21 protein-coding genes are annotated in these 21,004 nt (G+C 75.7%); 5 read left to right on the forward strand and 16 right to left on the reverse strand.

The genetic code is table 11. The features are described 5' to 3' along the window. On the reverse strand, window positions 1–891 hold an 891-nt coding region (locus MY526_RS23210), incomplete at its 3' end, for an aldehyde dehydrogenase family protein (protein ID WP_436705170.1). A 13-nt stretch (window positions 892–904) separates the two neighbouring features. After that, window positions 905–1,840 (reverse strand): proline dehydrogenase family protein, encoded by a 936-nt coding sequence (locus MY526_RS23215; RefSeq protein ID WP_436695888.1) that lies wholly within the window; start codon window positions 1,838–1,840, stop codon window positions 905–907. Window positions 1,841–1,935: 95 nt separating this feature from the next. Here MY526_RS23215 and MY526_RS23220 point away from each other — a divergent pair, with 95 nt between their 5' ends. The 3 genes from MY526_RS23220 (at window position 1,936) to MY526_RS23230 (ending at window position 6,116) form a co-directional block, all read left to right on the forward strand. Further along, the gene (locus MY526_RS23220) at window positions 1,936–3,087 is read left to right on the forward strand and encodes a PucR family transcriptional regulator (RefSeq protein WP_436705171.1); all 1,152 of its coding nucleotides are present in this window, start codon (window positions 1,936–1,938) and stop codon (window positions 3,085–3,087) included. A gap of 93 nt (window positions 3,088–3,180) precedes the next feature. Beyond that, window positions 3,181–3,786: a biliverdin-producing heme oxygenase gene (locus MY526_RS23225; RefSeq protein WP_436705172.1), complete on the forward strand. Its 606-nt coding sequence runs from the start codon at window positions 3,181–3,183 to the stop codon at window positions 3,784–3,786. Further along, window positions 3,783–6,116: a SpoIIE family protein phosphatase gene (locus MY526_RS23230; protein ID WP_436705173.1), complete on the forward strand. Its 2,334-nt coding sequence runs from the start codon at window positions 3,783–3,785 to the stop codon at window positions 6,114–6,116. The genes MY526_RS23225 and MY526_RS23230 overlap by 4 nt, the downstream gene beginning before the upstream one ends. Here MY526_RS23230 and MY526_RS23235 read toward each other — a convergent pair. The 5 genes from MY526_RS23235 to paaD form a co-directional block, all read right to left on the reverse strand. Beyond that, complete coding sequence (locus MY526_RS23235; RefSeq protein ID WP_436695884.1) at window positions 6,091–6,372, reverse strand: hypothetical protein; 282 nt, start codon at window positions 6,370–6,372, stop codon at window positions 6,091–6,093. The genes MY526_RS23230 and MY526_RS23235 overlap by 26 nt on opposite strands. 30 nt (window positions 6,373–6,402) lie before the next feature. Then, the gene (locus tag MY526_RS23240) at window positions 6,403–7,182 is read right to left on the reverse strand and encodes an SDR family NAD(P)-dependent oxidoreductase (RefSeq protein WP_436695883.1); all 780 of its coding nucleotides are present in this window, start codon (window positions 7,180–7,182) and stop codon (window positions 6,403–6,405) included. A 78-nt stretch (window positions 7,183–7,260) separates the two neighbouring features. Then, window positions 7,261–8,085, reverse strand: a complete 825-nt coding sequence (locus MY526_RS23245) for a polysaccharide deacetylase family protein (protein ID WP_436705174.1) — start codon at window positions 8,083–8,085, stop codon at window positions 7,261–7,263. A gap of 130 nt (window positions 8,086–8,215) precedes the next feature. Continuing rightward, window positions 8,216–8,758, reverse strand: coding sequence for an isopentenyl-diphosphate Delta-isomerase (gene idi, locus MY526_RS23250; RefSeq protein ID WP_436693967.1), 543 nt, complete (start codon window positions 8,756–8,758; stop codon window positions 8,216–8,218). An 81-nt stretch (window positions 8,759–8,839) separates the two neighbouring features. Next, window positions 8,840–9,343, reverse strand: a complete 504-nt coding sequence (gene paaD, locus MY526_RS23255; protein ID WP_436705175.1) for a 1,2-phenylacetyl-CoA epoxidase subunit PaaD — start codon at window positions 9,341–9,343, stop codon at window positions 8,840–8,842. Between the two features lie 118 nt (window positions 9,344–9,461). Between paaD and MY526_RS23260 the strand changes: the two genes are divergently transcribed. Then, a complete protein-coding gene (locus MY526_RS23260) occupies window positions 9,462–10,295 on the forward strand; it encodes an alpha/beta fold hydrolase (RefSeq protein WP_436693965.1) in 834 nt (277 codons plus the stop codon). Between the two features lie 49 nt (window positions 10,296–10,344). On the opposite strand, the gene MY526_RS23265 is transcribed toward MY526_RS23260, so the two are convergent. Genes MY526_RS23265 through glnT form a run of 5 tightly spaced genes read right to left on the reverse strand, consistent with a single transcriptional unit; the run spans window position 10,345 to window position 15,755 of the window. After that, window positions 10,345–11,463, reverse strand: coding sequence for an FAD-dependent oxidoreductase (locus tag MY526_RS23265; protein WP_436705176.1), 1,119 nt, complete (start codon window positions 11,461–11,463; stop codon window positions 10,345–10,347). Further along, a complete protein-coding gene (locus tag MY526_RS23270) occupies window positions 11,460–12,752 on the reverse strand; it encodes an FMN-binding glutamate synthase family protein (RefSeq protein WP_436705177.1) in 1,293 nt (430 codons plus the stop codon). Before MY526_RS23270 ends, MY526_RS23265 begins: the two co-directional genes overlap by 4 nt. A gap of 10 nt (window positions 12,753–12,762) precedes the next feature. After that, complete coding sequence (locus MY526_RS23275) at window positions 12,763–13,482, reverse strand: hypothetical protein (protein WP_436705178.1); 720 nt, start codon at window positions 13,480–13,482, stop codon at window positions 12,763–12,765. Next, window positions 13,470–14,363 carry a hypothetical protein gene (locus MY526_RS23280; RefSeq protein ID WP_436693961.1) on the reverse strand — a complete coding sequence of 298 codons (894 nt, stop codon included), beginning with the start codon at window positions 14,361–14,363 and terminating at the stop codon, window positions 13,470–13,472. The genes MY526_RS23275 and MY526_RS23280 overlap by 13 nt, the downstream gene beginning before the upstream one ends. 30 nt (window positions 14,364–14,393) lie before the next feature. Next, a complete protein-coding gene (glnT, locus tag MY526_RS23285; RefSeq protein WP_436693960.1) occupies window positions 14,394–15,755 on the reverse strand; it encodes a type III glutamate--ammonia ligase in 1,362 nt (453 codons plus the stop codon). Window positions 15,756–15,921: 166 nt separating this feature from the next. On the opposite strand from glnT, the gene MY526_RS23290 reads away from it, so the two are divergent. Beyond that, window positions 15,922–17,928: a CehA/McbA family metallohydrolase gene (locus MY526_RS23290; protein ID WP_436693959.1), complete on the forward strand. Its 2,007-nt coding sequence runs from the start codon at window positions 15,922–15,924 to the stop codon at window positions 17,926–17,928. A gap of 210 nt (window positions 17,929–18,138) precedes the next feature. Here MY526_RS23290 and MY526_RS23295 read toward each other — a convergent pair whose 3' ends face one another. The 4 genes from MY526_RS23295 to MY526_RS23310 are packed head-to-tail and all read right to left on the reverse strand — an operon-like array spanning window position 18,139 to window position 20,961. Further along, complete coding sequence (locus tag MY526_RS23295; protein WP_436693958.1) at window positions 18,139–19,110, reverse strand: heme-dependent oxidative N-demethylase family protein; 972 nt, start codon at window positions 19,108–19,110, stop codon at window positions 18,139–18,141. Beyond that, window positions 19,110–20,087: a PDR/VanB family oxidoreductase gene (locus MY526_RS23300; RefSeq protein WP_436693957.1), complete on the reverse strand. Its 978-nt coding sequence runs from the start codon at window positions 20,085–20,087 to the stop codon at window positions 19,110–19,112. The genes MY526_RS23295 and MY526_RS23300 overlap by 1 nt, the downstream gene beginning before the upstream one ends. Then, the gene (locus MY526_RS23305) at window positions 20,084–20,596 is read right to left on the reverse strand and encodes a dimethylamine monooxygenase subunit DmmA family protein (RefSeq protein WP_436693956.1); all 513 of its coding nucleotides are present in this window, start codon (window positions 20,594–20,596) and stop codon (window positions 20,084–20,086) included. The genes MY526_RS23300 and MY526_RS23305 overlap by 4 nt, the downstream gene beginning before the upstream one ends. Window positions 20,597–20,601: 5 nt before the next feature. Next, window positions 20,602–20,961, reverse strand: a complete 360-nt coding sequence (locus MY526_RS23310; protein ID WP_436693955.1) for a cupin domain-containing protein — start codon at window positions 20,959–20,961, stop codon at window positions 20,602–20,604. Window positions 20,962–21,004 lie beyond the last annotated feature (43 nt).

Consider the following 21,004-nt stretch of genomic DNA (forward strand, 5'->3'; position numbering starts at 1 on the left):
CTTGCCGCCGGTCTCCCCGACGATCCGCGGATAGCCCCGGTAGCGGTCGATGTTGGCCCCCACGGTGCGCCACAGCTGCTGGAACACCGCGGTGGATCCGGTGAAGTGGATGCCGGCCAGGTCCGGGTCGGCCAGCAGCACGTCGGACACCTCCACTCCGGTGCCGGTGACCATGGTGATCACTCCCGGCGGCAGGCCGGCGGCCTCCAGCAGCCGCATCAGGAAGTGCGCGGCGAACTGCTGGGTGGGGGCGGGCTTCCAGACCACGGTGTTGCCCATCAGCGCCGGCGCGGTGGGCAGGTTGCCGGCGATCGCGGTGAAGTTGAACGGGGTGATCGCGTACACCACGCCCTCCAGCGGCCGGTGGTCGGTCCGGTTCCACACCCCGGGCGAGGAGGCCGGCTGCTCGGCCAGGATCTGCCGGGCGAAGTGCACGTTGAACCGCCAGAAGTCGATCAGCTCGCAGGCGCTGTCGATCTCGGCCTGGACTGCGGTCTTGCTCTGCCCGAGCATGGTGGCGGCGTTCAGCGTCTGCCGCCACGGCCCGGCCAGCAGGTCCGCGGCGCGCAGGAACACCGCCGCGCGGTCGTCGAAGGACAGCTCCCGCCAGCCCGCCGCGGCCTCCTTCGCGCACCGCAGCGCCTGCTCGGCGTCGGCGTGCGTGGCGTGCGCGGCGGTGCCCAGCACCGCGGCGTGCCGGTGGGGCTGCACCACGTCGAACCGCTCCCCGCCGGCCATCCGCCGGCTCTCGCCGAGGGTCATCGTCAGCTCCACCGGGTCGGCGGCCAGCTCGGCCAGCCGGGCCTGCAGCGCGGCGCGCTCCGGCGAACCGGGCGCGTAGGTCAGCACCGGCTCGTTGAGCGGCGCGGGAACACGGGTGACGGCGTCCATGACAGGACCCCTCTCAGGAGGTGGTGACGAGGGAACGCAGGAAGAAGCGCAGGTTGGCGGGCCGCTCGGCCAGGCGGCGCATGAAGTAGCCGTACCAGTCGTCGCCGTAGGGCACGTAGGCCCGCACGGTGCACCCGGCCGCGGCCAGCCGGCGCTGCTCGGTGGTGCGGATGCCGTAGAGCATCTGCACCTCCCAGGAGTCCGGTGCCCGGCCGGCCACGGTGGCCAGCCGCTGGGCGATGGCGATCAGCCGCGGGTCGTGGCTGCCGACCATGGGGTAGCCGGGGCCCCGCATCAGGACGCCGAGGCAGCGGGCGTAGGCGGCGTCGACGTCGGCGCGGCCCTGGAAGGCGACCGCCGGCGGCTCGTCGTAGGCGCCCTTGACCAGGCGCACCCGCGAGCCGGGCACGGCCAGCGCCGCGGCGTCGTCGAGCGTGCGGTGCAGCGCGGACTGCAGGACCGCGCCGGTGCCGGGGTGGTCCCGGCGCAGCTCGGCGAGGACGGCGAGGGTGGAGTCGACGGTGTACGACTCCTCCATGTCGAGGGTCACCGTGGTGCCGATCGCGCTGGCGGCCTCGGCCACCGGGCGGACCATCTCCAGCGCCAGGTCGGTGCCCCCGCCGGGCAGCGCCTGGCCGAACGCCGACAGCTTCACCGAGACCTCGGCCGCACGCCCCAGGCCGAGCGGCGCCAGGCCGTCGAGCAGCGCCAGGTAGGCGTCGCGGGAACGCACCGCCTCGGCGCGGTCGGTGATGCCCTCGCCGAGGTGGTCGAGGGTCACCGCGATGCCCTCGCCGGTGAGCCGGCGGACGACGGTCAGCACGTCGTCGAGGGCCTCCCCGGCGACGAACCGGTCGACGACGCGGCGGGTGGCGGGGTTGCCGGTGACCAGCCGGCGCAGCTCCGGCCGCCGCGAGGCGCCGAGCAACAAGGCCTTCTGCGAGAGCACGGGGCCACCTCCGGCGCCGGGGACTGCGACGACACCGACGCTAGGCAGCCGCGGACTCCGCCACCAGCGACGGACGTACGGTCTCTCTCATACAGTTGTACAGCCTGGAGGTGGGCGTGCGGGACGAGCTGCAGGACCTGGTGGACCGGGTCTCCGGCGTGCTCGGCGCGCCCGCCACCCTCGAGGACGTCGACTTCACCCTGCTGGCGTTCTGCGCCCACCCGGTCGACGGCGAGGACGCGCCGGTCATGGACGCCGTCCGGACCCGCTCGATCCTCACCCGCCGGTCCGACCCGGCCACCCGGCGCTGGTTCGAGGACTTCGGCATCGCCGACGCCGAGCAGCCGCTGCGCACGCCGGAGGATCCGGCCGCCGGGATCCTCACCCGGCTGCTGCTCCCCGTGCGGCACGGCGGGCGCACGCACGGGTACCTGTGGCTGCTCGACGGCGGGCGGACCGCACCCGGCGACCCCGCCCTGGACTCCGCCGTCGAGCTGGCTGCCGAGGCCGGCCGGCTGCTCGCCGAGCGGGAGTGGTCGGCCGGGGACCTGGGCCGGCCGCTGACCACGGCCCTGACCGGCTCCGCGGCGGCCCGCGCCCAGGCCGAGCGCACGCTCGCCGGGGTGTGGGGCGCCGACGCCGCCCTCGTGCTCGTCGCGTTCCGGCCAGGCGGCGGCTCGCTGGCCCCGGCCTGGCGTCCCCCGACCGCCGGCGCGGTCGCCGCGGTGCTGGCCGAGCCCGCCCCGGCCGCCGCCGTCCTCGTGCCGCTGCCCGGACCCGGCGACCTCCGGCCGGCCGGTGCGCTCACCGCGGCCGCGCTGGCCACCCTGCCGCCGGGCAGCACCGCCGGCTTCTCCGCCGTCGGCCGGGGCACCGCGGGGCTGGCCGGGCAGTGGGCTCAGGCCCGCACCGCGGCCGAGGTGGCCGCGGCCGTCCCCCGGTTCTCGCCGGTGGCGCACTGGGACGAGCTGGGCGGCTGGCGGCTGGCCGCCGCGCTGCCCGGCCCCGACCCGGCCGTCACGGCGCTGCTGGCCGACGCGGTGCTCGCCGAGACCGCCGAGGTGTGGCTGGACACCGGGGCGTCGGCGGCCCGGGCCGCCGACGCGCTGCGGATCCACCGGCAGACGCTCTACTACCGGCTGGCCCGGATCGAGGAGCTCACCGGGCTCGACCTCGCCGACGGCGACGTCCGCCTCCTGGTGCACGCGTCGGTGCGCGCCGCCCGGCTGGCCACCGTCCGGTCCTGACGCTGATCGGTTGCAGGGCGCACCGGGCCATCCGGGCAGGTCACGCATGCGTCCCCTACCCTCGGGTAGCTGATGGCTGTGGGAGGAGAGGCGTTGCCTCGAGATGCGGGGCGCGCCGACGTCCTCACGGTGCTCCGCTCGGCGACGGCCGGCGAGCACGAGCAGGTGGAGTCCACGCTCGGGCTGATGGACCCGGAGCTGAGCCGCGACCGCCTGGTCTGCGTGCTCGGCCGGCTGCACGCGTTCTGGCGGTCGGCCGAGGCCGGCCTCGACGACTGGGCCCGCCGCGAGCCGGCCGACGCCGCGAGCGTGACGTGGTCCCGCCGCCGCCGCGCCCACCTCTTCGCCCGCGACCTCGCGGCGCTGGACGCCGGGGACGGGCCCGCGGCCGGACCGCGGCTGCCGGCCGTCGAGGACACCGACCAGGCGCTGGGCCGCCTCTACGTACTGGAGGGCTCCACGCTGGGCGGCACGTTCATCTCCCGGCACCTGGCGGACCTGCCCACGCTCGGCCCCGACGTCCGGGTGGGCGCGTTCTCCCCGTACGGCACCGAGACCGGCGCCATGTGGCACGCCTACCGGCGCGCCGTCCGCCGGCGGGTCGCCGCCGGCGGGGACGCCGACCGGCTGGTCGGCGCCGCGCGGGACACCTTCGCCGCGCTCGCCGCCTGGTGCGCGCCGGTGGCGGTCGACGCGTGAGCGACGCCGCCCCGGGACTGCAGCTGCTGCCGCCCGGCACGCCGATCGACCTCACGAACTGCGAGCACGAGCCGATCCACGTCCCGGGCAGCATCCAGCCCCGCGGCGTGCTCCTCGCGGTGAGCGAGCCCGACCTCGTGGTCCAGCAGGTGTCGGAGAACCTCGCCGACCTGGTCGGCGTGGCCGCGTCCGACGCCCTCGGGCGGCCGCTGACCGAGGTGCTCGGGGTCGCGCAGGCCGAGGCCGTGGCGCGGTCGGCCAGCGCCTTCGGCGACCTCCGCGAGCGCAACCCGGTCGAGCTCACCCTCGACGTCGACGGCGGACCGCGCCCGGTCGACGCGCTGCTGCACCGGGCGGTCACCGGCAGCGCCGGAGAGGGCATGCCGCCGGCGTCCACCCTCGTCGTCGAACTGGAGCCGGCGTTCGGGCCGCGGCCGTTCTCCTTCCCGAACACCTACCAGGCGGTGCGCGGGACGGTCGGCGAGCTCAACCGCGCCTCGACGCTGCAGGAGCTCTACGACATCACCGCCCACGCGGTCCGCCAGCTCACCGGGTTCGACCGCGTGATGGTCTACCGCTACGACGCCGACCACAACGGCGAGGTGGTCGCCGAGGCGAAGGCACCGGGGCTCAACGCGTTCCTCGGCCTGCACTACCCCGCCTCGGACATCCCGGCCCAGGCGCGGGCGCTGTACGAGAAGAACTGGATCCGGCTGATCTCCGACGTCGACTACGTGCCGGCCCGGCTGTGGCCCGCGGCGTGGCCGGCCTCCGGTCACCCGCTGGACCTCACCTACTCGACGCTGCGCAGCGTCTCGCCGATCCACGTCGAGTACCTGCAGAACATGGGGGTGCGCGCCTCCATGTCGATCTCCCTGCTGCGCGACGACCGGCTGTGGGGCCTCATCGCCTGCCACCACTACACCGGGCCACACGCCCCGCCCTACGCCACCCGGGCGGCCGCGGAGTTCCTCGGCTCCACGCTGTCGCTGCGCCTGGTCGACCGCGCCGAGGAGGACGAGGTGCACCGCGCGCTGCGGGTGCGCTCCACCCTCGCCTGGCTGACCGCCGCCACCCTCGACGAGGACCGCCCGCTGGTCGACACCCTGCTCGGCTCCCCTGACCTCCTGGACCTGCTGCCGGCCGACGGCGTCGTGCTCTCCCTGCAGCGGCACTCCGGCAGCCGCGGCGCGCCGCTGCCGGAGGGGGCCGCCGAGGCGGTCGCCGCGTGGGCGGCGGCCCAGGACGAGGACGTCGTGGCCACCGACTCCCTGCCGCGGTCGGCGCCCGGCCTGGACGCCGACCCCGCCTGCGGCGTGCTGGTCGTCCCGCTCCCCGACGGGCAGTTCGTGCTCTGGCACCGCGCCGAGGCGGTGCGCACCGTCGACTGGGGTGGCGACCCGCACAACAAGGCGATCGCCGAGCGCGAGGGCGACGAGGTGCGGCTCAGCCCGCGCAAGAGCTTCGACCGCTGGCGGGAGACCGTCCGCGACCGCTCCGAGCCGTGGTCGGCGCAGGAGGTGACCGAGGTCCTCGAGCTGCGCACCCACCTGCTGGAGGCGCTCTACGCGCGCTCGCGCAGCCAGGTCCGCGCCGCGGAGACCCTGCAGCGCAGCCTGCTCACCGAGCCGCCGCAGCGCGCCGACCTCGAGGTCGCGGTGCGCTACGTACCCGCCGCGCGCGAGGCCCAGGTCGGCGGCGACTGGTACGACGTGTTCGAGCAGCCCGACGGCTCCACCGTGCTCGTCATCGGCGACGTCGTCGGGCACGACACCGAGGCCGCCGCCGACATGGCGCAGCTGCGCGGGGTGCTGCGCGGCATCGCCTACGACAGCGCCGACGGGCCGGCCGCCGTCCTCACCCGGCTGGACGCGGCCATCGCGGGCCTGGGGCTCGACGCGCTGGCCACCGTCCTCGTCGGCCGGCTGGTGCCGGAACCGGCGTCCGGCGGCACCCGGCTGCGGTGGGCCAGCGCCGGGCACCTGCCGCCGCTCGTGGTCGGCCGGGACGGCGTGGCGCGCGCGCTCACCGCGCCCCGCGCCGGCCTGCTGCTGGGCGTCGACCCGGCCGCGGTGCGGCCCGAGTGCGAGGCGCTGCTCGAGCCGGGCTCGACCGTGCTGCTCTACACCGACGGCCTGGTCGAGCGCCGCGACCAGGGGTTCGACGACGGCGTCGACCGGCTGGCCGCCGAGCTGGCGAGCCTCGCCGACCGGCCGGTCGGCGAGGTCTGCGACGAGGTGCTCGCCCGGCTGCTCACCGACGACGCGGAGGACGACGTGGCCCTGGTCGCCGTCCGGCTCGGAGTCAGTCGGGCTCCGGCGGGGCGGTGAACCGGGCGGACAACCCGTCGCCCTGGTCGCCGCCCTCGGCCGGCAGCGGCGCCTCGTCCTCCGCCGCCCGCACCTCGGCGGCCGTCTCCTCCGGGGAGAGCGACCCGCCGAGGGCATCGCGCTCGAGGGCGGCGAGCAGCCGCTCCTCGTCCGGGGCGAGGTCGCCCGGGCCGAGGTGGCCGCCCGGCTCACCGGCGTCGGTGCCCGAGGCCATCGCGCTGTCGGGGGTGGGGTCGTCGGGGTCGGTGGAGCTCATGCCGCGCCTCCTCCTTGCGGGCACCGCAGGTCAGCGGGGGAAGTTGGGTTCGAGTCGCGGGACGATCTGCATCTCCGGCACGAAGGCCGCCGGGTGCAGCGTGACGAGGTACCGGACCATCTCGGCCACGGCCGACGGCGGCATCATCAGGTGGGACGGGATGCCCCACTGCTCCATCATCGGGGTGTCCATCGCGGCCGGGATGACGCTCTGCACCCGGCACGGGAACGGCCGCTCCGAGCCGTCCGGCTGCCGGACGGCCTTCTCGCGCAGCTCCCTCTGGATGCACCGGGTCGCGTTGAGGAAGCCGGCCTTGGAGCCGTTGTAGGCGATGGCACCGCTGCCGGAGGTGATCGCCGACAGCGACACGATGTGCACGACGTCGGCGGTGCGCCCCTCGGGCAGGTGCTGGACCCGCTTCATGAACTCGCTGGTCAGGAAGACCGGCCCCTCGCAATTGACCGCCATCACCCGCTGGTAGTCGGCCAGATCGATGTCGGTGACGTAGCCGGGCCGGTCGATGCCGGCCACGTTCACCAGCAGGTCGAAGGCGTCGCCGTGCTCGTCGAACAGCCGCTGCACGACCTGCCGCCGGCTGGCGTCGTCGGTGACGTCGAGCGGGACGACGTCGGCCGTGCCGCCCGCCTCGGCCACGAGCTTGCCGGTCTGCTCGCTGCCCGCCGCGTCGATGTCGGCGATCGCCACGTGCGCGCCGGCCTCCGCCAGCGCCAGGCACGTGGCCCGGCCCAGGCCGCTCGCCCCGCCGGTGACCAGGGCGACGCGCCCCGCCAACGTCCCGCTGCCGACCATCCGCTCCTCCGTCTGTGCGCCCGTGCGTCGCTGGCCAGCCTCGTCCACAACGGGGCCCCCCGCAGGTCGAGCAGACGGTCAGGAGATGGGCGCCGAGCCGGAGGTCGAGACGACGTGGGCCAGGCTCGGCGCGGCCCACACGTCGGCGAGGGTCACCGTCTGCAGCTCGCGCTCGGCGATGAGGTCCAGCAGCTCGTCGTAGACGGAGGCGACGGTCAGCTGGTTGGCGTGGCCGACGATGATCGCCTGGCTGGCGAACCACTCGCGCGCGGCGGCCATGAGCTCCGCCGGCGTGATCGGCCGGTGGTCCCCCAGGGTCCCGTTCCAGAGGGCGATCGTCGGGTGCCCGGCCGCGGCGGAGATCCGGTCGGTCCGGTCGTCGTGCGCACCGAACGGCGGGCGGAAGAACGGGGTGTCGCGGACGCCGAAGGTGCTGGCCAGCCAGTCGCGGTTGCGGCCGATCTCCTCGGCGACCTCGTCGTCGCCCAGCGTGGTGATGTCGGGGTGGGACCAGGTGTGGTTGCCCATGGCCACCTGGCCCGAGTCGATCAGCGGCTGCAGCAGCTCGCCGTTCTCCTCCCAGGCGCGGTACATCCCGTTGGGGAAGAAGGTCAGCCGGACGCCGCTGTCGGCCGCGAACGTGCAGAAGGAGGCGACCACGTCGGAGCTGGTGCCGTCGTCGATGGTGAGCGCCAGCGAGCTCCCCTCGCCGGGCAGCCGGTCCACGACGCCGCGCGGCGGTTCCCGCGGGGCCGGCCGGGGCGGCAGCGCCGGCTCCGCGGCCGCGGCGGGGACGGGCGCGGCGAGCGCGCGCTCGGGGTGCACGAGGTCGGCGGTCCCGCGGCCGACGGCCGCCCCGGCGACACCCGCGGCGAGGAAGAGCAAGAACCGGCGGCGCTCCATGCGGCGGAAGTTAGGGCGCGTGTCGCACGCGCCCCGGTAGCGACACCGGCGTCCCGAGCGGCTGACACGCCCCGTGCCGCAGTCGCTACCCGCCGTCCCCACCAGGGGCCGGGATGGCCATGTCGGCCCTTCAGAGGGGGAGCAGACCCGCCGCCTCGATCAGGCCCGCCTGCTCCCGGCACCACGGTGACCAGGCGTCGTCGCCCTCGATCTCCTGCCGGCGCCGGAACGCCGCCCAGTCCAGCAGCTCCCAGTCGCCGACCTCGCTCGGGTCCGGCGCGGGGGTGCCGGTGAAGCGGCCCAGGTAGACCGGGCAGACCTCGTTCTCCACGACACCGCGGAACTCCGCCCGGTAGCGGTAGGCCGGCAGCGCCGCGCGCAGCTCCGCGACCCGCAGGCCGAGCTCGAAGGCGGCGCGCCGGGCGATGGCGGCGGCGTCGTCCTCACCGGGCCCGGGGTGTCCGCAGACGGTGTTGGTCCACATGCCGGGGAAGGTCTGCTTGCCCTCCGCGCGACGGGTCACCAGCAGTCGGCCGGCGGCGTCGAAGAGGTAGGCGGAGAAGGCGCGGTGCAGCGGCGTCTCGCCGTGGTGGACCAGCGGCTTGGGCATGGTGCCGATCGCCGTCCCGTCGTCGTCGACCAGGACGATCAGTTCCTCCGCGGTGGCCGTCACGCCCTCCATGGTCCCGGATCCGCTCCTCCGCTGCCGGACCCGACCCGGTGGCGCGGGCCCCGGAGCCGGCGGCCTGATCGGCTAGATCTCCTTGACGTGCTCGAACGGCTCGCGGCAGGACCGGCAGCGGCGCAGCGCCTTGCACGCGGTGGCGCTGACCTCGCTGAGCTCCTCGGTGTCGGCCGACCCGCACAGCGGGCAGGACACGCTCCGCCGGGTCGGGCCGGGCTGCAGGGACACGGGGCCGCCGTCGCGCACCGGGGCGGGGCCCGGCGGGGCGATGCCGGCCTCCACGAGCTTGCGGCGCCCCTCCGCGGTGATCCAGTCGGTGCTCCACGCGGGCACCGGCACGGTGCGGACCTCGACGTCGGCGAACCCCGCTTCGCGCAGCGCGCGGTCGAGGTCCGCGTGCATCGTCCCCATCGCCGGGCAGCCGGGATAGGTCGGCGTGATCTCGACGACCACGGTCCCGTCGCGCTCCACCCGCACGTCGCGCAGCACCCCGAGGTCGGAGAGCGTGAGCATCGGCAGCTCGGGGTCGGTGACGGTGTCCGCGACGGCCCGGGGGTCGGTTGTGGTGGTCATCACACCCACCCTGTCGCCGTCCCCCGCTGTTGCGCCAGTCCCCGCCGCCCGGTGTCGCCCGCCCGGGCGGCGCGCGACCGACTGGCGGACGGCGCCGCGCCGGGGGCAGGGTGCCGGGGTGGACTGCTTCCGGCGGGACGGCATGGTCTTCGACGTCCGGGACGGCGGACCGACCGACGGCGAGCCGGTGGTGCTGCTGCACGGTTTCCCCCAGGACGCCACCGCCTGGACCGCCGTCGCCGCCGACCTGCACGCCGCGGGGCTGCGCACGCTCGCCCCCGACCAGCGGGGGTACTGCCCCAGCGCGCGTCCGTCCGGCCGCTCGGCCTACCGGCTGCGCGAGCTCACCGCCGACGTGCTGGCCCTGCTCGACGAGGCCGGGCTGGGCAGCGCGCACGTCGTCGGGCACGACTGGGGCGGCGTCATCGCGTGGGCCCTGGCCGCCTGGCACCCGGAGCGGGTGCGCACGCTGACCGCGCTGTCGGTGCCGCACCCCGGGGCGATGACGCGCGCGATCGTCACCAGCGACCAGGCGCTGCGGTCGTACTACATGGGCCTGTTCCAGCTGCCGTTCCTGCCGGAACTGCTGCTGCTGGCCGGCCGCGGGGAGCCGCTGCGCCGGATGTTCCTCCGCAGCGACCTGCCGCGGGACGTGTGCGAGCACTACGTGCGCCGGATGCGGGAGCCGGGCGCGCTCGCGGCGGCGCTGGCCTGGTACCGGGCGCTGCCGCTCTACCCGCGCGACCCGGTGGGCACGGTGCGGGTGCCGACACTGCACCTGTGGAGCACCGGCGACGCCTTCCTCGGGCGCGCCGCCACCGAGCACACCCGCCGCTTCGTCGACGCCCCCTACCGGCTGGAGGTGCTCGAGGGCGTGCCGCACTGGATCCCGGAGCTCGCGCCCGGGCGGACCGCGGCCCTCGTCGTCCAGCACGTCCGCGAGCACGGCTGACCCGCCATGGAGTGGGATCGCGGGCGTGACGCCCGCGAATCCCCTCCGGTCACCACACCGCGGCCGCCGCCAGGGCGAACCGGGGCTCCGCGCTCCCCCGGCCCAGCACGAGGTCGGCGGCGAGTACGCCGACGAGGGCGGCGAACTTGGCGCCGTGGCCCGAGCACGGCGAGACGACGACGACGGGACCGACCCGGTCGAGCACGAAGTCCTCGGTCGGGGTGGTGGTGTAGAGGCAGCTCGCCTCGGCCACCGGCTCGGGGTCCAGGCCGGGGAGGAACTCCGCCACGTACCCGGCGACCCGCTCCCGCGACGCCGGGTCGACCACGCCGTCCCGGCCGGACGCCGTGGTCGGGGTGCCGCCGTCGTGCTGGGCGACCTTGAAGGCCGGGCGGGAGCCCCCGTCGGCACCCGAGGGCAGGCCGAACAGCTGCAGCTGCCCCTTGTGCACGAACGTCGGCCAGGCCGCGCCGGGGTCCCGGAGCCGGAAGTGGAAGACCTGCTGCTGGGTGACCGTGAGCGGCGGCAGCCCCACCGGCACGCCGAGGGCCGGTGCCAGCTCCGGCAGCCACGGCCCGGCGGCCACGACCACCCGGTCGGCGGCGATCGCCGGACCGTCGGTGCGCAGCAGGACGCCGTCCCCCGCGGGCTCGATGCCGAGGACCCGGGTCCGGCGGAGCACCACGCCGCCGAGCTCCCCCACCCGGCGCACCCAGGCGGCCACCGCGGCGTCGGCGTCGAGCACCCCGGCCTGCGGGTGGAAGAGCACCGGCCCGTCGAACCGCATCCCCGGCCAGCGCGCCTGGGCCTCGGCCGCGGAGAGCAGCTCGTGCGGCACACCCTCCTGCAGCATCAGGCCGGCCAGGCCGACCGGGTCGCGCGCCCGGCCGTGGTCGAGCCCGCCGGTGCTGCGCAGCAGCGTCGTCCCGGTGTCGGACTCCGCCTCGGCCCAGCGCTCCATCGCCCGTGCGGTCAGCCGGACGTAGAACGGGTCGGCGTAGGCCCGCCGCACGATCCGCGACGTGCCGTGCGAGCTGCCGTGCCGGTGTCCCGGGTCGAACGCCTCCACCAGCGCCACGGACACCCCCCGCCGGGAGAGCTCCCACGCCGTCGCGGCCCCCATGAGCCCCGCGCCGACGACGGCGACCTCCACCCGCAGGTCACTCATCGGCCCGGGATCCAGGACGTCCCGGCCAGCGGCACCCGCGCCATCGCGGCCGCCTCGATGGTCAGCGCCACCAGGTCCTCGGGCTCCAGCGAGTGCAGGTGGGCCTTGCCGCAGGCGCGGGCGATGATCTGCGCCTCCATGGTCATCACCCGGATCAGGTTGGCGACCCGCCGTCCGCCGACGACCGGGTCCAGCCGCGCGGCCAGGTCGTCGTCCTGGGTGGTGATGCCGGCCGGGTCGCGGCCGGCCTGCCAGTCGTCGTAGAAGCCGGCCGCGGAGCCGAGCGCCCGGTACTCCTCGTCCAGGTGCGGGGCGTTGTCGCCGAGCGCGATCAGCGCGGCGGTGCCGATCGCGACGGCGTCGGCGCCCAGGGCCATGCACTTGGCGAGGTCGGCGCCGTTGCGGACGCCACCGGAGACGACGAGCTGGATCTGCCGGTGCAGCCCCTCCTCCTGCAGCGCCTGCACCGCCTGGGGCAGCGCCGCCAGCGTCGGGATGCCGACGTGCTCGATGAACACGTCCTGGGTCGCGGCGGTGCCGCCCTGCATGCCGTCGAGCACGATGACGTCGGCGCCGGCCTTGGCCGCGAGCTTCACGTCGTAGTAAGGGCGGCTGGCGCCGATCTTCACGTAGACCGGCTTCTCCCAGTCGGTGATCTCCCGCAGCTCCCGGATCTTGATCTCCAGGTCGTCGGGGCCGGTCCAGTCGGGGTGCCGGCAGGCGCTGCGCTGGTCGACGCCGACCGGCAGGGTGCGCATCCCGGCGACCCGCTCGGTGATCTTCTGGCCGAGCAGCATGCCGCCGCCGCCGGGCTTGGCGCCCTGGCCGAGCACCACCTCGATGGCGTCGGCCATCCGGAGGTGGTCGGGGTTCATGCCGTACCGGGAGGGCAGGTACTGGTAGACGAGGTGCTTGGACTGGCCGCGCTCCTCCTCGGTCATCCCGCCGTCGCCGGTGGTGGTCGACGTGTCGACCTCGCTGGCGCCGCGGCCGAGCGCCTCCTTGGCCCGGCCGGAGAGCGCGCCGAAGCTCATCCCGGCGATGGTCACCGGCGTGGACAGGTGCAGCGGGTAGGTGGCGTTGCGGTCCCCGAGGACGACGTCGGTGTCGCACCGCTCCCGGTATCCCTCCAGCGGGTACCGGGACATGCTCGCGCCGAGGAAGAGCAGGTCGTCGAAGTGCGGGACGCGCCGCTTGGCGCCGCCGCCGCGGATGTCGTAGATGCCGGTCTCGGCGGCGCGCTGGATCTCGGCGATGGTGGAGCGGTCGAAGGTGGCTGATTCACGCATGGGTGACCCCTCAGTACGCCGAGGCGTTGTCGACGTGGAAGTTGTAGAGACGGCGGGCCGACCCGTACCGGCGGAAGTCCCGCGGGTCGGCGTCCAGGCCGGCGGCGGCGAGCAGCCCGGTGAGCTCGGCCAGGTGCTGCGCGCGCACCTCCTTCTCGACGCAGTCGGCGCCCAGCGACCGGACCGACCCGGCGACGTAGATCCGGGCCTCGTAGAGGGAGTCGCCCAGCGCGTCGCCGGCGTCGCCGCACACGACCAGCCGGCCGGCCTGACCCATGAAGGCGCTCATGTGCCCGACGTCGCCGCCGACGACGACGTCCACGCCCTTCATCGAGATGCCGCAGCGGGCGGCGGCCGAGCCCTCGACCACCAGCAGCCCGCCGTGCGCCGTCGCGCCGGCCGACGCCGACGCGTTGCCGCGCACCCGCACGGTGCCGCTCATCATGTTCTCCGCGACGCCGACCCCGGCGTTGCCCTCGACGGTCACCGTCGCGGCCTGGTTCATCCCGGCGCAGTAGTAGCCGACGTGGCCCTCGATGCGGACGTCGATCTCCGCGGTGAGCCCGACGGCGACGTTGTGCCGGCCGTCGGGGTGGGTGACCCGCCAGGCGGGCGCCTTGTCGGCGACGTCGGGCGCGTGCAGGGCCTGGTTCAGCTCCCGGACGCTGGACACCGACAGGTCGACGAGGGCCGGCTCGGTGGCCACCCGCGTCTCGATCAGCGCTGCCATGCGTAGACCTCTTCCGGCTCGGGCTCGAAGATGCGGGCGTGCTCGATGCCGGGCAGGCCGGCGAGGGCGCGGTACTCCGACGCCATGGCGACCCACTGCGGCGTCTCGGCGACGACGGCGGGCTTGCAGGCGATGGCGTCGCGGACGACGGCGAAGCTGTCGCGGGTGCTGACCAGCAAGGTGTAGAAGCCGTCGAAGCGCTCGCAGAGCAGCTTCAGCGACTTCTCCAGGTCGTAGCCGGCGGCCAGTTGCGCGGCCACGAAGCGGGCGCCGACCTCGGAGTCGTTGTCGCTGTCGAAGACCGCACCGGCCGCCGTCAGCTCCCGGCGGATGGTGGCGTGGTTGGCGAACGAGCCGTTGTGCACCAGGCACTGGTCGGTGCCGACGGAGAACGGGTGGCAGTGCGCCGGGGTCACGGCGGACTCGGTGGCCATCCGCGTGTGCGCGACCCCCTGCCAGCCCCGCGCGGCGGGCAGGCCGAACGCGCCGGCCAGCGCCTGCGGGTGGCCCACCCCCTTGAGGACGGCGACCTCCTCGCCGGCGCCGATCACCAGCGCACCGGGGACGGCGTCCCGGACGGCGGCGGCCAGCGTGCCGGGGTCGGTCGCGGCGTGCACGACCAGCGTCTGGCCGGCGTCGACGACCTCGGCGTCGGCGAGGGCGCGGCGCACCGCGGCGCCGACGTCGTCCGCCGTCCGGTCGCCGGTGAGCAGCGAGACGGTGGACGAGCCCGGCGGCGACCAGCGCGGGTCGCCGTAGACGGCGACCCCCGCGGAGTCCGGGCCGCGCTCGGTGACCTGGCACAGCATCCCGGTCAGCAGCTCGCCGAGCCGGGGGTACAGGGAGGGCTCCCGCAGGTGGAGCCCGACGATCCCGCACACGTCAGGGGTTCCTCTCGTCGGTCGGTCGGGTCAGAAGGCGGTCACGTAGCGGTCGACCTCCCAGGGGGTCACCTGCCCGTGCCACTCGAAGAACTCCTCGCGCTTGAGCCCGGCGAAGTAGCCGGCCACGCCCGGGCCGGCGGCGTCGAGCGCGCCGGCGACGACCGGGTCGGCCTCCAGCGCCTCGACCGCGTGCAGCAGGGTCGGCGGCAGCGGGCTGCTGGTGGTGGCGCCCGGGTCGCCCGGGTCGAGACCGCGCCGGACGCCGTCCAGCCCGGCGGCGAGCGCGGCCGCAGCGGCCAGGTAGGGGTTGGCCGAGCCGTCACCGCCGCGCAGCTCGACCCGGTTGCCGTCGGGAACGCGGAGCAGGTGGGTGCGGTCGTTGCCGCCGTAGGACGCCGTGCGCGGCGACCAGGTGGCGCCGGACCGCGTGGAGCTGGCGCCGGTGCGCTTGTAGGCGTTGACCGTCGGGGCGAGCACGGCCTGCAGCCCGCAGGCGTGCTCGATCAGCCCGGCGACGAAGGAGTAGGCCAGCGAGGAGAGGCCGAGGCCCCGCGCGTCGCCGGCGTCCGGGAAGGCCGGTTCGCCGTCCCGCCACAGCGACAGGTGCATGTGCAGCCCGCTGCCGGTGCGGTCGGTGAACGGCTTGCCCATGAAGGTGGCGGTCATCCCCCGCTGCTCGGCGATGACCGACAGCAGGTACCGGAGGGTGACCACCCGGTCGGCGGTGGTCAGCGCGTCGGCGTAGGCGAAGTTCTGCTCGAACTGGCCGTTGCCGTCCTCGTGGTCGTTGGCGTAGTTGCCCCAGCCCAGGGAGTTGATCGCCTTCGACACCTCGGTGAGGTGGTCGTACATGCGGGTCAGCCCGCGGGCGTCGTAGCAGGGGCGGGCGGCGGTGTCCTTCGGGTCGGCCGGGCGCAGCGCGCCGTCCGCGCCCCGCTCCACCAGGAAGTACTCGACCTCGGCGCCGACCTTGAGCTCCAGGCCGAGCGCGGCGGCGCGGGCGAGCTGCTCCTTGAGGATCACCCGCGGCGCGTAGGGCCACGGTTCGCCGAGCACGTGCGGGTCGCAGTGCACGATCGCCAGGCCCGGGCGGACGAACGGCACCGGCATGTAGGACGCCGGGTCGGGGATGGCCATGAGGTCGGGATCCCGCGGCTCCTGGCCCATCGCACCGACCGCGTAGCCGGCGAACCCGACCCCCTCGGTCTGCAGCTCCTCGATCGCCTCGATCGGCACCAGCTTGGCGCACGGCTTGCCGGTCAGGTCGACGAACAGCGCCATGATGAACTCGATGCCGTCGGCGCGGGCGCGGGTGGCGAGGTCGGGACCGGCCGGAGCGGCGGGCAGGGGCGCCGGCGGGGCCTCGGGGCGGGTGGCGGTGAGCGACACGGGGGCCTCCTGGCGTTGCGTCCACTGACGTGAACTGTTGTCGCCTCTGAGTGAACCCAGTGCTCGTTTCCTCCCGGTTACCGCAGCGGAGAGTTCCTGTTGCCCGCCGTCCCACCGACTCCCCGGTCGCTGGTGGTCGCGCGGGCGCGGTGCCACGGTGGGCCCCATGTGCTGCGGCGGTGACCGGGTGCTCGACCTCCCTCCGGCCGTGGTGGAGATGACCGCCCGGTACCGCCGGCTCCAGGAGGAGCAGGGATGGGGTTGGGGCGAGGACTCGCTGCCGGACTTCTTCCGCTGGGCCCGCTTCTCCCTGCTCGGCCCTGCCTTCGACGACTTCGCCGCCACCGGCGACTGGGGCGCGGCGGTGCGGGCGGCCGTCGGCGACGAGGTCCCGGCCGGGTTGGTCCTGGTGACCGTGGCCGCCGACGGGACGGCGGGCGTCCGGTCCGGTCCTCCCCGACCGGGGCTGGCCGGGCGCACCGTCCCGGTGGACGTCGTCGTCGACTCGGCGGCTCCCGTCGAGGTCACCGTCGAGGTGGCGGGCCACCCGGTCCCGGTGCCGGCCGGCGGCACCGGCCTGCGGACGCTGGACGTCGACCCGGCCGCACCCGCGGTGACCGTCCGGTGCGGCGACGGGCCGGCCGAGGTCCTCCCGGTCGAGGCGCGGGCGGCCGCCACCCTCCGGCTGACCGCTCCGCACTGCGTCCGCTGGTCGGTCGTCGACGAGACCGGCGGCGCGTGGTTCGCCGACGGCGTCCCGCACAAGTGGGACGCCGCGCACCGGCCGTTCTTCCACGCCGCCACCGTCGAGCTGGCCGTGCCGGCGGGCCGGCTGCAGGTGACCGCCGCCCGTGGGCTGGAGTACGGACGCACGGAACACGACCTCGACGTCGGCGCCGGGGAGACCGCCGAGGTCGGGTGGGACGCACCCCGGCGCTGCGACCCGGCGGCGGGCGGCTGGTACGGCGGCGACCTGCACGTCCACCTCGACTACAGCGGCGACTCCGTGCTCACCCCGGCCGACGCCGCGCGCATGCAGGCCGGTGAGGGTCTGCACCTGCTGCACCTCACCGCCGGGAACCTCGGCGGCCCGCTCGTCTACGACCGGGAGCTGCTGGCCGAGACCGCCGGGCAGGAGCTGTGGTCCGGAGGGACGACGGCACTGGCCGGGCTGGAGTTCCGCAACGACCTGCTCGGCCACGTCCACGGGCTCGGGCTGACCGGCGTCCCGGCGCTGCTGCACACCGGGCACGAGGGGACCGACGCCCCGTGGGACTGGCCGCCCAACAGCGCGGCGTGCGAGCAGATGCGCGACCTCGGGGCACTGACCACCTACGCCCATCCGGTCTACTCCCCCCTCGAGGACGTCGCCGCGCTGTTCGTCCCGCAGCGCACGGTGGAGGCCCGCGAGCTCGTCGCCGACGCCGCCCTCGGGCTGGTGGACACCCTCGAGGTCGTCTCCTGCTTCGACGACCGCGGTGCGGTCGTCCTCTGGCACCACCTGCTCAACTGCGGGCTCCGGCTCACCGCCACGGCCGGCAGCGACGTCTTCCTCTCCTTCTCGCACGGGCCGGGCACCGCCTCCAACCCGCCGGGCTGGGTCCGGGTCTACGCCGGCCTCGGGGACGAGCAGCTGTCGGCGCAGGCCTTCGCCGCAGCGGTGCGCGCCGGGCGGACCGTCGTCACGAACGGGCCGTGGCTGACGCTGGAGGTCGACGGCGCGGGCCCGGGTGCGGTGCTCGACCGCACCGACGGCGACCGGCTCCGCGTGCGGGCCACCGTCACCGGCGAGGCCGACCGGCTCGAGCTGCACGGGCCCGACGGCGTGGCGGCCTCGACCGGCGGGGCGGAGCTGGTCACCGAGGTGGCGGTGGCCGGCGGCCTGTGGCTGACCGCGGCGGCGTACGGCGGCGAGGACCCCGCCGGGGCGCCGGTGTTCGCCACCACCTCACCGGTGTACGTCGACGTCGCCGGCCACCGGACGGCGCGGGCGGCGTCGGCGCGCTGGTGCCTGGCCGCGCTCGACGCCCTGGCCGGGCTCGCCACGTCGCACGGGCGGTTCGCGCCGGACCGCAGCGAGCAGCAGCTCGCCGACCTGCTCGCCGTCGTGGACCGGGCCCGGGCGGTGTACGCGCCGATCGCCGATGACCCGGGGCGGCCGCGGGAGTCCTGACTGCAGGACACCACCGGGGAGGCACCGTGGGACGGTTCGACGGCCAGGTCGCGCTCATCACCGGGGCGGCGCGCGGGCAGGGCCGCCGCCACGCCGTCCGCGTCGTCGGCCTGATGCGGACGTGGGCCAACCGGCCGGCGCCGACGGGTTGCCGAGGCGGACGTCCCCCGTCCCCGAGGGGCAGAAATGGCCATCTCTGCCCCTCGGGGGTCAGCCGGTGCGGAGCCAGTCGACGGCGGCAGCGCGGAAGCGGGTCAGGCCCTTGTAGTCGGCCATGTCGTCGGGCAGCTCGGCGAGCACCGCGGCGAACCGGCTCCGCCACTCCGGCACCGCGGCCAGGTCGCGCAGCGAGAGCAGGTACGTGCGGATGAGGAAGCAGATCGCGTTCGAGGCGCCCAGCCGGACCAGGTGCTGCACCTCCACCCGCAGGTGCAGCCGGTCGGGCAGCGCCGGGTCCGCCACGACCAGCCGGCGGTCGCGGCCCCACTCCGGATAGGTCTCGGTCGAGGTGTCCAGCCGCCGGTCCACGGTCATCGTCCAGTTGGTCCGCCGGTACTCCTGCCCCGGCTGCAGCCGCATGAGGAACTGCTCGGCGCGCTGCACCACCCCGGCCTCGTGCACCCGCGGCACCGGACCGTGCACCTCGAGGAAGCGCATCCCGACGTCGAAACCCATCGACCAGTCGGCGGCGGAGGTGACCAGACCGGCGTCGGCCCACAGCGAGCCCTCGCGCTGGTCGAGCAGGACGACGTCCTCCTGCACCTGGCTGCCGAGGAACGCCAGCGGCCCGCCGGGAAGCGAGTCGTCGTCCCCCACGACGAAGGACGCCGACGTGCCGATCAGGTCGTTGCGCCAGGACCAGCGGTCCCCGTGCCGGCGCAGCGCCATCGCGTCGGGGTACGTCGCGGCGAGGTCCGGCAGCAGGGTGAGCAGCGCGTCCCAGGCCGCGACGCGCATGTGCGGCAGCTGCTGGCAGCGCATGGGGTCGGCGGCCAGCACCGTGCGGCGCAGCGCCAGCTCGGCCGCGTAGCCGTCGTCGACGTGGAGCAGCCGGTCGCCCCACGTCCCGGCGGCGGTGACCACCGGACGGCGGGCCGGCTCGACGTTGGTGGAGTAGCGGTAGGTGTCGTCCGGGAACGGGAACGGGAAGCGGGCGGTCCGCTCGGGCAGCACGGCGGGCATCACAGGTCCAGCTCCAGGTCGTCGTCGGCGCAGCGGGAGACGCAGGCCATGACCGCGTCGCCGGCCGCGCGCTCGGTCTCGGACAGGTAGAGGTCGCGGTGCAGCGGGCGGCCGGACCGCACGGGCAGCCGGCACTCCCCGCAGACGCCCTGCCGGCACATCGACGGGACGGCGACCCCCGCGCCCTCCAGGGCCGAGAGCAGCGAGACACCCGCGGGCACGGGCACCGACATCCCGCTGCGGGCCAGGCGGGCGGTGAACGGCGCACCCGGGTCCAGGTCGGCCGCGGCGAACCGCTCGGCGTGCACCCGCTGCTCCGGCCAGCCCAGCGCCGCCGCGGTCTCCTCGACGGCGGCGATCAGCGGCGGCGGCCCGCACACGTAGACGTGCGTGCCGACCGGCTGGGACGCCAGGGCCGACGTGAGGGCGTCGAGCATCGCCGGCGTGGAGTCGTGCGCCTCGAGCCGCTCCCCGCACAGCTCGCGGAGCTCGGCCAGGTGGGCGCCGGCGCCCGGCCGGTGGCCGTAGAGCAGCCGGAACGAGCGGCCCCACCGGACCGCGGCCCGGGCGTGCGACAGCATCGGCGTGATCCCGATGCCGCCGGCCACCAGCAGGTGGTGGCGGGCGGTCGACACGGGGGCGAAGGCACTCCGCGGCCGGGAGGTCAGCACGGGATCGCCGGGCCGCAGTCGGTGGACGAACGCCGAACCGCCGGCGCCGTCGGGGCACAGCAGCACCGAGATCCGGTACTCGTCGGTGGGCGCGCCGTCGCCGGTGAGCGAGTAGGCGTTGCGCCGCTCGCCGCACGCGAGCACCAGGTGGCTGCCCGGTGGGTGGCCCGGCAGCAGCCCGCCGTCGGGACGGCGCAGCGCGACCGACCGCACCCCGGGTGCGGCGTCGGCGACCCCGGCCACCTCGAGCAGCAGCCCGTCGGCGGCGACCCCGGCGGAGGGACGGGAGTCGAGCACCGCCGTCACGCCACCTCCTCCGCGTCGGCCATGTAGCCCAGGTAGCTGCCCGACCGGCGGGAGACGTGCCAGTGGACGACCAGCCGCCGCCCGCAGCCGGAACAGCCGGTCTCGGCGCCCACGTCGACCTCGGCCTCGGTCGTGGTCCGGCAGTGCGGGCAGAAGACCCGCTTGCGGCCGGTGTCGGTGACGGCCGTGCGGACCTCGGCGTCGAGCAGGCCCCCGTCCACGGCGACCGCGCGGGCGGCGAGGACGTCGGCCTCCGGGCCGGCCAGCATGAGCCGCCAGCCGACGCTGCTCGCGGCGACCCGCCGGGCCAGCTCGTCGAGGACGGCGGCGTCCGCGGCCCCCGTCGTGGTGGCGGTGACCGGCGTGCCCGGCGGCACCTGCGGCAGCCACCGGCGGACGGCGGCGACGCCGGCCGGACCGAACCCGAGCATCGCCACCGACCGCGCGGCGGGGTCCACGCCCGGGTCGCCGGCCGGCCAGCGCGGGACGCTGGTGTGCGCTCCCCCCATGCCGGTCAGGGCGCGAACGAGCGCTGGCCGGTGTAGAAGCCCAGCGCCCGGTCGGGGGTCTCGAAGCGGATCCGCGTGCCCTTCGGGAAGAACAGCACGTCCTTCTCGCGGGCCACCACGCGCTGCCCGGTGTCGAGGTCGGTGAGGTGGAACTCGCCCTCGACCACGAGCTTCATCTCGTCGTAGGTGTACTCGTAGTCCAGCGGCGCGCCGGCGAACAGCTCGAAGAAGCCGCCGCACAACTCGGCGCCGCCGGGGTTGGCCAGCGTGTCGCCGATGAAGGCCCGGACGCCCGGCACCTCCATGCTGGGCAGCCCGGTCGAGCCGCCGCTGGCGTGGCCGATGGCCGGTGCACTGGTGGTCATGTCGCCTCCGCAGATCGTCCACTCTCGGGAAACCCAAGCTACG

Source organism: Geodermatophilus sp. CPCC 205761 (genome assembly GCF_051383655.1).
Taxonomy (GTDB): domain Bacteria; phylum Actinomycetota; class Actinomycetes; order Mycobacteriales; family Geodermatophilaceae; genus Geodermatophilus.